Annotated in this window: 11 protein-coding genes; 5 read left to right on the forward strand and 6 right to left on the reverse strand. The window is 72.6% G+C overall.

Annotation, left to right across the window (positions count from 1 at the left end; all coding sequences use genetic code 11):
* Complete coding sequence (gene dhaL, locus ACIRBX_RS37990; RefSeq protein ID WP_402304961.1) at positions 1–576, forward strand: dihydroxyacetone kinase subunit DhaL; 576 nt, start codon at positions 1–3, stop codon at positions 574–576.
* 187 nt (positions 577–763) lie between these two features.
* Here dhaL and ACIRBX_RS37995 read toward each other — a convergent pair whose 3' ends face one another.
* Positions 764–1,936 (reverse strand): PP2C family protein-serine/threonine phosphatase, encoded by a 1,173-nt coding sequence (locus ACIRBX_RS37995; RefSeq protein ID WP_402304964.1) that lies wholly within the window; start codon positions 1,934–1,936, stop codon positions 764–766.
* A gap of 134 nt (positions 1,937–2,070) precedes the next feature.
* Here ACIRBX_RS37995 and ACIRBX_RS38000 point away from each other — a divergent pair, with 134 nt between their 5' ends.
* The 3 genes from ACIRBX_RS38000 to ACIRBX_RS38010 all read left to right on the forward strand — a co-directional run bounded on the left by ACIRBX_RS38000 (position 2,071) and on the right by ACIRBX_RS38010 (position 5,783).
* On the forward strand, positions 2,071–2,976 hold the full coding sequence (locus tag ACIRBX_RS38000; protein WP_402304966.1) for a PrsW family intramembrane metalloprotease: 906 nt from the start codon (positions 2,071–2,073) through the stop codon (positions 2,974–2,976).
* A gap of 244 nt (positions 2,977–3,220) precedes the next feature.
* Positions 3,221–3,439, forward strand: a complete 219-nt coding sequence (locus ACIRBX_RS38005) for a heavy-metal-associated domain-containing protein (protein ID WP_402304968.1) — start codon at positions 3,221–3,223, stop codon at positions 3,437–3,439.
* Between the two features lie 64 nt (positions 3,440–3,503).
* Complete coding sequence (locus ACIRBX_RS38010) at positions 3,504–5,783, forward strand: heavy metal translocating P-type ATPase (protein ID WP_402304970.1); 2,280 nt, start codon at positions 3,504–3,506, stop codon at positions 5,781–5,783.
* Here the strand turns inward: ACIRBX_RS38010 and ACIRBX_RS38015 are convergent.
* From ACIRBX_RS38015 to ACIRBX_RS38035, 5 genes are all read right to left on the reverse strand, one after another.
* Positions 5,780–6,565 (reverse strand): hypothetical protein, encoded by a 786-nt coding sequence (locus tag ACIRBX_RS38015; RefSeq protein ID WP_402304972.1) that lies wholly within the window; start codon positions 6,563–6,565, stop codon positions 5,780–5,782. The two genes, ACIRBX_RS38010 and ACIRBX_RS38015, sit on opposite strands and share 4 nt — an antisense overlap.
* A gap of 18 nt (positions 6,566–6,583) precedes the next feature.
* Positions 6,584–7,801: a hypothetical protein gene (locus ACIRBX_RS38020; protein WP_402304974.1), complete on the reverse strand. Its 1,218-nt coding sequence runs from the start codon at positions 7,799–7,801 to the stop codon at positions 6,584–6,586.
* Positions 7,802–7,908: 107 nt separating this feature from the next.
* Positions 7,909–8,628: an SDR family NAD(P)-dependent oxidoreductase gene (locus ACIRBX_RS38025; protein WP_402304977.1), complete on the reverse strand. Its 720-nt coding sequence runs from the start codon at positions 8,626–8,628 to the stop codon at positions 7,909–7,911.
* 455 nt (positions 8,629–9,083) lie between these two features.
* Entirely contained in the window at positions 9,084–10,373 is a 1,290-nt protein-coding gene (locus ACIRBX_RS38030) for a citrate synthase (protein WP_402304980.1), read from the reverse strand.
* Between the two features lie 223 nt (positions 10,374–10,596).
* Positions 10,597–12,834, reverse strand: coding sequence for an ATP-dependent RecD-like DNA helicase (locus ACIRBX_RS38035; protein WP_402304983.1), 2,238 nt, complete (start codon positions 12,832–12,834; stop codon positions 10,597–10,599).
* Between the two features lie 91 nt (positions 12,835–12,925).
* On the opposite strand from ACIRBX_RS38035, the gene ACIRBX_RS38040 reads away from it, so the two are divergent.
* A complete protein-coding gene (locus ACIRBX_RS38040) occupies positions 12,926–13,387 on the forward strand; it encodes a GNAT family N-acetyltransferase (protein WP_402304985.1) in 462 nt (153 codons plus the stop codon).
* Positions 13,388–13,520 lie beyond the last annotated feature (133 nt).

Consider the following 13,520-nt stretch of genomic DNA (forward strand, 5'->3'; position numbering starts at 1 on the left):
GTGGACACCGTTCTGGCCCTGGCCTGGCTGCGCGCCGCCGCCACCGCCGTCGAGCAGCACGAGAAGGAGCTCACCGAGCTCGACGCCGCCATCGGCGACGGCGACCACGGCGCCAACCTCCGGCGCGGCTTCGCCGCCGTGCTCCCCGCCGTCGAGGGTCTGGACTCCCCCGGTGCGGTCCTCGGCACGGCCGGCACCACCCTCATCTCCAAGGTCGGCGGCGCCTCCGGCCCGCTCTACGGCAAGGCCCTGCGCGCGATGGGCGCCGCCCTCACCGCCGGCTCGCCCTTCGCCGACGCCCTGGACGCGGCGCTCGCGGCGCTCCGGAAGCTCGGTGGTGCCGCTCCCGGCGACAAGACCATGGTCGACGCCTGGGCCCCGGCCGTCGCCGCCTACCGCAGCACCGGCTCGTACGCCGCCGCGGCCGAGGCCGCCGCCCAGGGCGCCCTCGCCACCGTCCCGCTCCAGGCCCGCAAGGGCCGCGCCTCCTACCTGGGCCCGCGCAGCACCGGCCACCAGGATCCCGGCGCCACCTCCACCGCCCTGCTCTTCCGCGCCCTCGCCGACGCGGCCTGACCGGCCCGAGGCCCTGCCGCAGGCGGCCCGCCCGCACCTCACGCACCGTCAGCCGGTCACGCCCGCCGCCGCACCCCGCGCACGGTTCCCCGCGCGCACGGGCCGGTGCCACCGGGCGTGGCGCCGCCAGGTCGCCGCGACTCGACGTGGCGCCGTCAGCTCACCGCCACGGCACCGGGCCGCTCCGTCAGCCGTCCGTACGGCTGACCAGCAGCAGCAGAGCGTCGTCCCCCAGCTCACCGCCCGTGTGCGCCAGCAGGTCCGCGTAGACCCGCCCCACCGCCGTCTCCAGCTCCGCCGCCGAGCGCGCGGCGTCCCGCACCAGCGGCCCCACCCGCTCCGCCAGCGGGTAGAACTCCCCCGTCCGCGCGTGCCGGGCCTCCACCACCCCGTCCGTGCACAGCACCAGCACGTCCCCGTCCCCGAACCCCGCCTCCATGCTCTGCGGCTCCCCGGCCGCCAGCCCGCCCAGCCCGAGCGGCACCCACGGATCGGCGGCCTCCAGCACCGTCACGCTCCCGTCCCGGGAGACCACGATCGGCGGCACGTGCCCGTAGTGCACCAGCTCCACCGTCCCGGGCCGCCGGCACTCCGCGAACAGCGCCGTGGTGAACTCGCCGTCCGGCACGTGCCGCTCGACGCTGACCTCCACCCGGGCCGCCACCGCCGTCAGCCCGCTCTCGTCGTAGGCCGCCTCGCGGAACGCGCCGAGCACCACGGCCGCCGTCTGCACCGCCCCCAGCCCCTTCCCCCGGACGTCGCCGACCAGCACCCGGGTCCCGTTCGGGGTCTCCAGCACCGAGTAGAGGTCACCGCCGATCCGGGCCGAGTCCGCCGCCGAGGCGTACCGGACGGCCAGCCGCAGCGGGCCGACGGCCGGTCCGGGCGGGCGCAGCAGCGCGCGCTGGGCCGCCTCGGCGACGGAGGACACCGCCGCGAAGGCGGCCGCCCGCCGCATCCTGATCCGGGCCACCCAGGCGCTGAAGACCGAGAGCACCAGGTAGCTGACCACCGCACCGAACAGGAACTGACCGTTGTTCAGATCGGCCACCTGGTCGAAGTGCCCGAGGCCGATCAGGGCCACGAAGCCCAGCAGGCAGACCACCAGCAGCTCCACCGGCCGCAGGGTGAGCGCGGCCAGCGAGGGCACCACCACCATCAGCGGGGCGAGGTAGCTGTCCCGACCGGTGACCAGGTCGGCCAGCACGACCAGCAGCAGGGCGCCCAGCGCGGGCGTGGCGCGGCGCCGCCGGGAGAGGTCCTGAAGGTCGGTGGCGAGCAGGGCCCGCTCACGCCGGGCGGGTGAGAGCCCGGCGGCCTTGGGCACCGTGGGCGACTGAGCGCGGGCGAACCGGGACACATACCGAACATAGCGGAGAAATCACCCACCGCCCGCGCGTCACTGCCACAATCCTGACCGAAATGACCCTTTTGTCATACTGTTCGGACAGCTGACACCCACTCACCCCGCCACCGAGGGAAGGGTCCTCGCCGATGTCCGACCACGGCCGCACGACGCCCACGGCCGCCGCAGTCAGGCCGACCTACTGGCTCAAGCTCTTCCTCACCGGCCTGGCCCTCTGGGCGGCCACCGTCGTGGTCACCTTCTTCACCGACAACAGCAACCTGGTGCCGACCATCGTCCTGCTCGGCAGCTTCCTGGTGCCGGCCACCTTCGTGGTCTGGGCCTACGAGCGCTACGCGGACGACGTCGGCCTGGAGCGGATCGTCGCCTGCTTCGGCATCGGCGGCATCATCGGGGTGCTCGGCGCGTCGGTGCTGGAGACCTACCTGCTCTCCCCCTCGCTCTGGATGTACCTCGGCGTGGGCCTGATCGAGGAGGCGGTGAAGCTGGGCGCCCTGGTCCTGGTGGCCCGCCGGATCCCGGTCAGCGGGCTGCGGCACGGCCTGGTGCTGGGCGCCACGGTGGGCGCCGGCTTCGCAGCCTTCGAGAGCGCGGGCTACGCCTTCAACGCGGTGCTCACCATCGAGGGCCTCTCGCTCAAGGACCTGGTGGAGACCGAGATCCTGCGCAGCGTGCTGGCCCCGGTCGGCCACATCCTGTGGACCGGGATCATGGGCGGGGTGCTGTTCCGCGAGCGGCGCGGCCTGCACTTCCGGTTCAACGCCCCGGTGATCGCCACCTACCTGGGCGTCTCGCTGCTGCACGCGCTCTGGGACAGCATGAGCGGCATCGCGGTCTGGCTGGTGGCCCGCACCACCACCAGCGACTTCCAGCGCTCGCTGTTCGAGCTCGGCTACATGCCCACCCCCACCGAGCAGCAGGTGCACCTCTACACCCTCTACAACACCCTCGGCCTGATCCTGATCTCGCTGGGCGGCCTGGCCTGGCTCCGCTCGCTGGTCCGGGAGAACCGGGCCGCCGCACCGGCCACCTGACACGCGGCACCCGCACCGACGGGCGGCTCCGGGAGACTCCCGGAGCCGCCCGTCCGGCGTCCCGGCCGCGCGTCCCGCGAGCGGATGCGGACGTACCGTTTCCGCACGGTTACCCTCTGCTGGCGAGCGTGACGGCCGCAACACGGACAACCGCCCGGCGCCCGATGCGGGGAATACCCCCTGGGGGTATGGTGTTGTCCCAGTGGTACCGACCAAGACCAGCGCGAGCCCATCGGAGGCCCCCATGTCCAGCACCGTCACCTACTCCGTCTCCGGCATGACCTGCGGCCACTGCGAGAAGTCGGTCAACGAGGAGGTCTCCGCCCTGCCCGGCGTCACCGAGGTCTCCGCCGACGCCAAGGCCGGCACCGTGACGGTCTCCTCCGCCACCCCCCTGGACGAGGAGCAGCTGCGCGCGGCCGTGGACGAGGCCGGCTACGAGCTGACCGGCCGCGCGGCCTGAGCCCCCACCCGCCGGGGGCCGCCCAGCGGCCCCCGGGAGCCCTCCCGAGGAGACGCAGCCAGCCATGAGCACCACCACACCGGGCATAGGGTCCGACGCCGTCCACGACCGGGTGGAACTCGCCATCGGCGGGATGACCTGCGCCTCCTGCGCGGCCCGGATCGAGAAGAAGCTCAACCGGATGGACGGGGTCCGGGCCACCGTCAACTACGCCACCGAGAAGGCCCAGGTGGACTTCGCCCCCGAGGTGAGCGTGGCCGACCTGATCGCCACCGTGGAGCGCACCGGCTACACCGCCGAGCTGCCCGCCCCGCCCGTCGCCGAGACCCCGGACGAGCCCGCCGCCGCCCCCGATCCGCTCCGGGAGCGCCTGCTGGTCAGCGCCGCGCTCTCGATCCCGGTGGTGCTGCTCTCGATGGTCCCGGCGCTCCAGTTCGACAACTGGCAGTGGCTGGCCTTCGCCCTCACCGGCCCGGTCGTGGTGTACGGCGGACTGCCCTTCCACCGGGCCGCCTGGACCAACCTCCGGCACGGCGCCGCGACCATGGACACCCTGGTCTCGCTCGGCACCCTGGCGGCCTTCGGCTGGTCGGTCTGGGCCCTGTTCTGGGGCCACGCCGGGATGACCGGCATGCAGCACGAGTTCTCCCTGGCGATCGGCGGCGGTGACGCCTCGTCAGCCCTCTACCTGGAGACGGCCGCCGGGGTCACCACGCTGATCCTGCTCGGCCGCTGGCTGGAGGCCCGCTCCAAGCGCCGGGCCGGCGCCGCCCTGCACGCCCTGCTGGACCTCGGCGCCAAGGACGTCGCGGTGCTCCGGGACGGCCGGGAGGTCCGGCTGCCGGTGGGTCAGCTCACCGTCGGCACCCGCTTCGTGGTCCGGCCCGGGGAGAAGATCGCCACCGACGGCACCGTGGTCGAGGGCTCCTCCGCCGTGGACGCCTCGATGCTCACCGGCGAGTCCGTCCCCGTCGAGGTCGGCATCGGCGACACCGTCACCGGCGCCACCGTCAACGCCGGCGGCCGCCTGGTGGTCGAGGCCACCCGGGTCGGCGCCGACACCCAACTCGCCCGGATGGCCAAGCTGGTCGAGGACGCACAGAACGGCAAGGCCGCCGCCCAACGCCTCGCCGACCGGATCTCCGCCGTCTTCGTCCCCGTCGTCATCCTGATCGCGCTGGCCACCCTGGTCACCTGGCTGCTCGTCAGCGAGAGCCCCACCGAGGCGTTCACGGCCGCCGTGGCGGTGCTGATCATCGCCTGCCCCTGCGCCCTCGGCCTCGCCACCCCGACCGCCCTGATGGTCGGCACCGGACGCGGCGCCCAGCTCGGCATCCTGATCAAGGGCCCCGAGGTACTGGAGACCACCCGCTCGGTCGACACCGTCGTGCTCGACAAGACCGGCACCGTGACCACCGGCCGGATGACCCTGCTCACCGTGCACACCGCCGACTGCGTGTCGGAGGACGAGACGCTGCGCCTCGCCGGCGCCCTGGAGCACGCCTCCGAGCACCCGATCGCCACCGCGATCGCGTCCGCCGCCACCGAACGGCTCGGCGCCCTGCCCACCGTCGAGGGCTTCGAGAACCTGCCCGGCCTCGGGGTGCAGGGTGTGGTGGACGGCCACAAGGTGGTGGCCGGCCGGGAGGCGCTGCTGGCCGACCGGGCGCAGCACCTGCCCCCGGCGCTGGTCAAGGCGAAGACGGCCGCCGAGGCGGCCGGACGCACCGCGATCGCCGTCGGCTGGGACGGCCGCGCCCGGGCCGTCCTGGTGGTCGCCGACGCGGTGAAGCCCACCAGCGCCGAAGCCGTCACCCGCCTGCGCGCCCTGGGCCTGCGCCCCGTCCTGCTCACCGGCGACAACACCGCCGCCGCCCTCGCGGTGGCCGCCGAGGTCGGCATCGCACCCGAGGACGTGATCGCCGAGGTCCTCCCCGAGGACAAGGTCACCACCATCCAGCGCCTCCAGGCCGAAGGCCACAGCGTCGCCATGGTCGGCGACGGGGTCAACGACGCCGCCGCCCTCGCCCAGGCCGACCTCGGCCTCGCCATGGGCACCGGCACCGACGCCGCCATCGAAGCCGCCGACCTCACCCTCGTCCGCGGCGACCTGCGCACCGCCGCCGACGCCATCCGCCTCTCCCGCCGCACCCTCGCCACCATCAAGGGCAACCTCTTCTGGGCCTTCGCCTACAACACCGCCGCCATCCCCCTCGCCGCCACCGGACTCCTCAACCCGGTGGTGGCCGGCGCCACCATGGCCTTCTCCTCGGTCTTCGTGGTCACCAACAGCCTCCGGCTGCGCCGCTTCACCCCCGCGGCCGGCCAGGGCCAGGACGGCTAGTCGAAGATCGCCACGGCGCGGACCTCCAGCACCCCGGCCGCGCCGTTCCACTCCTTCACCATCCCCAGGCAGTACCCGGTGAAGGTGCGGTGGTGGTCCGGATCGCCGCTGAGCCCGGCCGTGGCGCAGCCGACCCGGACCACCGCCGCCGGCCAGGGCTCCGCGACCGGGCCGTAGGAGGCCAGGAAGACCGTGGAGCCACCGGGCACGGGCACCGGATCGACCATCCGGAAGGTGCCCCGCAGCAGCACGTACGCGTCGACCTCGCTCAGCCGCACCTCGGCCGGCCCCTTGCCGAACCACCGGCCCGCCGGGGCGAACGACCGTACCAGCGCCGGGTTCTCACGGACGCTCAGCCCGCCGAGGTCCGCGTGCACGATGCCGTCGACCCGCTCCAGGGCCTCCACCAGGACCCCGATCACGTCCATCGGGCGCTGCTCCCGCACGTAGCTGCGCACCCGCTCCTCGCCGCGCTCCAGGCCCGCCGAGAGCACCGCCCCGAGCGGCAGCGGGGCGTCCGCCCCGAACCGCCGGCCGCCGCTGGTCCGCTCCTCCACCTGCTGGGTGAGCGCCTCCGTGTAGCGGCCCACCCGGTAGAGGTTCATCACCGCCTCGTGGTCGAGGTAGACGCAGATCCGGGCGGTCAGGTCCAGTCCGCTGCGCCGCCGGCGGCGGCGCAGCTCCAGGCCGCCGGCCACCGGCAGGGCGAGCAGGCTCGCGGCGGTCAGCAGCCAGAGCAGCGACCACGGCCACCAGACGTCGGACCACATCTCGCTGAACACGGCGCGGGCCTCCTCGGCTCAGGGGGCGGGCGGGGGCACCGGCGGGCAGCCGCCGGCGGCGGAGATCAGGCGTTCCAGCACCGGCAGCTCCGGCATGGTGGTGCGGGTGTCGTCCGGGGCGGGCGCCGGCACCGGCAGGCCCTGGTCGGCCAGGTACCCGTTCAGGCCCCGGTCGCCCGGCCCGGTCGGCGGCCGGAGGCCGAGCGCGATCGCCCGGGCGCGCAGCCCCGGATCGCCGGCCACCAGGTCGACCAGCGGATCGGCCCGGTCGCGGAGCGAGATGACCTGGGGCCGGGTCATGAACTGGTTCGACGGGTAGAGCAGCACCCGCTCGCCGTCCGGATGCCCGGTGACCGCCTTGTACTTCAGCTGGTACGCCAGGTACTGGTGCTCGTAGACCGCGACCACCGGGGCGATCGCCCGCCCCTCCTCGGTGCTGTAGGGGCGGAACACGTCCACGCCCGGCATGCCCTGGGCGGCCAGCAGCGGCCCGGCCACGGCGGCGAGCCGGTCGGCGTCCGCGACGGTCTCGGGCCGGGCGTTGCCGTTCAGCGTGAAGGCGACCTGGGCGAGGAAGGTGCCCGCCGAGTTGGAGTGGCACACGTCCGAGGTGTGCACGGCGACGGCGTTGCCGTTGGCCGGTCCGTACGCGCGCACGTCCAGGTCGTTCCAGGTCTCCCGCTCGGAGATCCGCCGGAGCAGCCCGGCCAGGTCGAGGTGGTAGTAGAGCGTCGGCGAGCCGCCGTCCTGCTGCGGCGTGGCCACCTGGGCCCGCTCCAGCGCGCGGGCGTAGGAGCGGTAGGTGGCGAGCACCAGCGGGCTGACGAACGGGTGCTTCACGTAGGAGTGCTCGCCCCGGTCGCCGCGGCCCTCGGTGATCATCTGGCCGGTCGGCTGCCCCGAGGTGACCACGAAGTCGTACGGGGAGACGTCCTCGGTCGCCAGCTCGCGCGAGCCGGCGTTGGTGATCTCCAGCCGGATGCGGTGGCGCAGCAGGATCCGGCGCACCTCGTCGTCCTCGAAGAACTCCGACTTGGAGCCCATCCGCCCCTTGAGCACCGTCACCGTGCCGAACGGCAGCAGCAGTTGGCCGTGCGCCGCCAGCACGCCGGTGCCGGTCAGCAGCAAGGCCAGCAGCCCCGCCAGCAGCGCCACGGACCTCCGGCGCCTCCCCGCCCCGGGCCGGTGCCGAAGCACCGTCAGCCGGGGCTCCTCGACCGTGCCGGTCCCCCTCATGGCCGACATGGTGCCAGCCGTCGGCCGGGCGCGGGCCGGATCGTCCGGGCGTTCACCCGGCGGCCACCGGCCGGACACCCCGACCGGCACGCCGGCCTGACGGCGGGTCAGCGGCCGAGCAGCTCCCCGCCGTTGCAGTGCAGGATCTCGCCGGTGATGAAGCCCGCCTCCGGCGAGGCCAGGAAGTAGACCGCCGCCGCCACCTCGCCGGACTCCCCGATCCGCCCCAGCAGGGTGCGGGCCGCCCGCCGGGAGACCTCGGCCTCGTCCAGCCGGGGGCCGAAGAACTCGGTGCCCGAGACGGTGCCCGGGGCCACGATGTTGGCCGTGATGCCGGAGGTGCCGAGCTGGGCGGCCAGGAAGTGGTTCCAGGCGTGCAGCGAGGCCTTGGCGGCCCCGTACGAGCCGGCCCCGCGCAGGGCGGCGATCGAGCTGACCGTCACCACCCGGCCGCTGCCCTGGGTGAGCCGGTCCCGGAGCGATTCGGTGAGCAGCACCACGGTGAGCACGTTGCGCTCGAAGTCCCCGCGCCAGCGGGCCAGCAGCGCGTGCGGGCCGGCGCCGATCACGGTCTCCCGGCTGCCGGCGTTGTTCACCAGCACGTCCACCTGGGCCGGCAGCGCGTCCAGCGCCACCTCGACCGCGTCCGGGTCCGCCAGGTCGCAGACCAACGGGGAGACGTTCGGGCCGAGGTCGGAAGCGGCTCTCTCCAGGACCTCCCGGCGGCGGCCGACGATCACCACCCGCTCGCCCGCCTCGGCGAAGCGGCGGGCCACCTCGTACCCGATGCCGGTGCCACCGCCGGTGACGACGACGTTCCTGGCCATCTGCGCACTCCCTCCCTGCTCCGGCCACCGCAGCTGAGGGCGCGGCGGTCCGTCCCGGAATGGGTCGATTCCTATCACGCTCGGTTGCGGCGACTGCGGGGAGGGTGACGTAGCGCGTCTGAGATGGTGTGGTATGTGCCGTGTACCGGCCATGTACGGAGCGTGGAGAGAGCCAACTCACACCCCTCCCCCGTAACTTTGCGACCCCCGACACGTCTTACCTTTGTAGTACGACGGCTCCGGCCGTCGTGGCGGGGCTCCGGCGGGCCCCGGTACGGCTGCCGAACCGTTTCGGCGGCCTTCGCGCACGACGCCGGGGAGCGGTAACGGACCCGGAACGCTTTGAGCGGCCGTTCCGGGTCACCAGGGACCGCCTCCCGGGCGTCGTGCGCCGCGGGAACGCGGAAGGGCCCGGCTGCCAGTGGCAGCCGGGCCCTTCCGCGTCAACGGGTGCCTCAGCGGTCCCCGAGCTCCACGTAGTCGCGGATCTCGACGCCGGTGTAGATCTGCCGCGGACGGCCGATGCGGCTGCCCGGGTCGTTGATCATCTCGTGCCAGTGGGCGATCCAGCCCGGCAGCCGGCCGAGGGCGAACAGCACGGTGAACATGCTGGTCGGGAAGCCCATGGCGCGGTAGATCAGGCCGGTGTAGAAGTCCACGTTCGGGTAGAGCTTGCGCGAGACGAAGAAGTCGTCCTTGAGCGCGTGCTCCTCCAGCTTGAGCGCGATCTCCAGCAGCTCGTCGGACTTGCCGAGCTGGCCGAGCACCTCGTGCGCCAGGATCTTGACCTGGGCGGCACGCGGGTCGAACGCCTTGTACACGCGGTGACCGAAGCCCATGAGCTTCACGCCGTCCTCGCGGTTCTTCACCTTGCGGATGAAGGTGTCGACGTCGCCGCCGGTCTTCTGGATCTCCTCCAGCATCTCCAGCACCGCCTGGTTGGCGCCGCCGTGCAGCGGGCCCCAGAGCGCCGAGATGCCCGCCGAGATGGAGGCGAACTGGTTGGCGTGGCTGGAGCCCACCAGGCGGACCGTGGAGGTCGAGCAGTTCTGCTCGTGGTCCGCGTGCAGGATCAGCAGCTTGTCCAGCGCGTTGACGATGACCGGGTTGATCTCGTAGTCCTCGGCGGGGACCGCGAAGGTCATCCGGAGGAAGTTCTCCACGTAGCTCAGGTCGTTGCGCGGGTAGACGAACGGCTGGCCGACCGACTTCTTGTACGCGTACGCGGCGATGGTCGGGAGCTTGGCGAGCAGCCGGACGGTCGACAGGTGGCGCTGGCCGGCGTCGAACGGGTTGTGGCTGTCCTGGTAGAAGGTGGACAGCGCGCCGACCACCGACGACAGCATGGCCATCGGGTGGGCGTCCCGGGGGAAGCCCTGGTAGAACCGCTTGACGTCCTCGTGCAGCAGGGTGTGCTGGGTGATCTCGTTGCCGAACTCCGCCAGCTGGTCGGCGGTCGGGAGCTCACCGTTGATCAGCAGGTACGCGGTCTCGATGAAGCTGCCCTGCTCGGCCAGCTGCTCGATCGGGTAGCCGCGGTAGCGCAGGATGCCGTTGTCACCGTCCACGAAAGTGATCGCGGACTTGTAGGCGGCGGTGTTGCCGAAGCCGTTGTCCAGGGTGACCAGGCCGGTCTGCGGGAGCAGCTTCGAGATGTCGAAGCCGGCGTTGCCCGCAGTGCTCTCGACGACGGGGTACTCGTACTCGCCGTCCTGGTACCGCAGTACTACCGAGTTGTCGCTCACGTCTTCCTCACCGACGAAATGAATTCTCATCCAAGGTGCCCTGACTGACTCTACGATCCACCATCGGGCCGATCACCGTGCACCCGGGGTGGGCCGGAAAGACCCTGCACCTACAAAAGCTGTCGCCGCAGCCGGTATGAACCGGACAAGATCGGCACAGACTAGGTTCCGCCGTAAATCTCTTCACGTCAAGACAACCCATCAGGTCCGGGCGCCCCGTCGATCAGCCGACCGCCAGCCGGTGGTCCAGCGCCGAGTGCCTCCGACCTGCGCTGACCGCCCGGACCGCCTGCGCTATCGCTCTGCGTGAACCGACCAGCACCACCAGTTTCTTCGCACGCGTCACGGCCGTGTAGAGCAGGTTCCGCTGGAGCATGGTCCAGGCCGACGTGGTGACCGGAATCACCACCGCCGGGTACTCACTGCCCTGCGAGCGGTGGATCGTCACGGCGTAGGCGTGGGCCAGCTCGTCGAGCTCGGTGAACTCGTACGGCACCTCCTCGTCCTCATCGGTGCGCACCGTCAGCCGCTGCTCCTCGACGCTGAGCTCCGTCACCACACCCACCGTGCCGTTGAAGACGCCGTTGCGGCCCTTCTCGTAGTTGTTGCGGATCTGGGTGACCTTGTCCCCCACCCGAAAGGTCCGCCCGCCGAAACGGCGCTCCGGCAGACCGTCCCTCGCAGGAGTGACGGCCGCCTGGAGCAAGGTGTTCAACGCACCCGCGCCGGCCGGCCCCCGGTGCATCGGCGCCAGCACCTGGACGTCCCGCCGGGCGTCCAACCCGAACCTCTGCGGGATCCGCCGGGCCACCACGTCCACCGTCAGACCGGCCGCGGCCTCCGAGTCCTCCTCGGCGAACAGGAAGAAGTCCGGCAGACCGTCGGTGATCGGCGGGAGCCCCTCGTTGATCCGGTGCGCGTTGGTCACCACACCGGACTGCTGGGCCTGCCGGAAGATCCTGGTCAGCCGCACCGAGGGCACCGGGCTCGCCGGCGCCAGCAGGTCCCGCAGCACCTCCCCCGCGCCCACCGAGGGCAGCTGATCCACGTCCCCCACCAGCAGCAGGTGCGCGCCCGGCGCCACCGCCTTCACCAGCTTGTTCGCCAGGATCAGGTCCAGCATCGAGGCCTCGTCCACCACCACCAGGTCCGCGTCCAACGGCCGGTCCCGGTCGTACGCCGCGTCACCCCCCGGCCGCAGCTCCAGCAGCCGGTGCACGGTGGACGCCTCGGCCCCCGTCAGCTCCGCCAGCCGCTTCGCCGCCCGGCCGGTCGGCGCGGCCAGCACCACCTTCGCCCGCTTGGCCAGCGCCAGCATCACGATCGACCGCACCGTGAACGACTTCCCGCAGCCCGGCCCGCCGGTCAGCACCGCCACCTTCTCGGTCAGCGCCAGCTTCACCGAATCCCGCTGCTCCGGCGCCAGCTCGGCCCCCGTCCGCTCCGCCAGCCAGCCCAGCGCCGCCGGCCAGTCCACCCCCCGGAAGGCCGCCAGACGGTCCACGTCGGCCGTCAGCAGCCGCCGCAGCTGGTTCGCCAGCGACACCTCGGCCCGGTGGAACGGCACCAGGTACACCGCCGTCACCGGCTCCCCCGCCGCCCCCGGCACCTGCTCCCGCACCACCCCCTCGGCCGCCACCAGCTCCGCCAGGCAGTCGATCACCAGCCCCACGTCCACCTGCAGCAGCTTCACCCCGTCCGAGATCAGCCGCTCCTCGGGGAGGTAGCAGTGCCCCTGGTCGCTGCTCTGCGAGAGCGCGTACTGCAGGCCCGCCTTCACCCGCTCCGGGCTGTCGTGCGGGATCCCGACCGCCTGCGCGATCCGGTCCGCCGTCAGGAAGCCGATGCCCCAGACGTCCGAGGCCAGCCGGTACGGCTCCTTCTGCACCACCTCGTTGGACGCGTCCCCGTACTGCTTGTAGATCCGCACCGCGAGGGAGGTCGACACGCCCACCGTCTGCAGGAAGACCATCACCTCCTTGATGGCCTTCTGCTCCTCCCAAGCCGCCGCGATCATCTTGGTGCGCTTGGGCCCCAGCCCCGGCACCTCGATCAGCCGCTTCGGCTCGTTCTCGATCACCTCCAGGGTCTCCACCCCGAAGGCCGCGACGATCCGCTCAGCGAAGCGCGGCCCGATCCCCTTGATCAGCCCCGACCCCAGGTACCGCTGGATGCCCTGGACCGTGGCCGGCAGCACCGTGGTGTAGTTCTCCACCATGAACTGCCGCCCGTACTGCGGGTGCGAGCCCCACCGCCCGAACATCCGCAGCGACTCCCCCGGCTGCGCCCCCAGCAAGGCCCCCACCACCGTCAGCAGGTCGTGCTGCCCCCGCCCGGTGTCCACCCGGGCCACCGTGTACCCGGTCTCCTCGTTCGCGTACGTGATCCGCTCCAACACGCCCTCCACCTGGGCGAGCTGACGCTCCGACGACTGCGCGGGCTGACTGGGCCGGGTCCCCATCAGGCTGCCCCCTCGGATCGGTGACCGTGCGCTACGCACCGTACCGCCTCCCGGTGACAGTACGTACCGGATGTGCCCTATCGTCCCGATCATGAACGACAAGCTGACGATCCGTCCGGCCCACGAGGCCGACCTCCCCGCCATGGTGGCCATGCTCGCCGACGACCCCCTCGGCGCCGCCCGCGAATCCCCCGACGACCTGACGCCCTACCTCACCGCCTACCGCCGGATCGCCGGCGACCCGCACCAGCACCTGGTGGTCGCCGTCGCCCCCGGCACCGATCGGGTCATCGGCACCCTCCAGCTCACCGTCATCCCCGGCCTCTCCCGCAGGGGCGCCACCCGCACGCTCATCGAGGCGGTCCGCATCCACGCCGACGCCCGGGGCAGCGGCCTCGGCACCACCCTGATCGAGTGGGCCGTCGAGCAGTCGCGCACCCTCGGGGCCGAACTCGTCCAACTCACCTCCGACGCCACCCGGACGGACGCGCACCGGTTCTACGAGCGGCTCGGCTTCTCGGCCTCGCACGTGGGCTTCAAGCTGGTGCTCTAGGGTTTCCTGCCCGGAAATGCAGAAAGCCCCCGCCGGTTACCCGGCGGGGGCTTTCTTGAATGATTGTTCGGCGGCGTCCTACTCTCCCACAGGGTCCCCCCTGCAGTACCATCGGCGCTGTGAGGCTTAGCTT

The organism is Kitasatospora sp. NPDC096147, from assembly GCF_044763225.1.
Taxonomy (GTDB): Bacteria; Actinomycetota; Actinomycetes; order Streptomycetales; family Streptomycetaceae; genus Kitasatospora.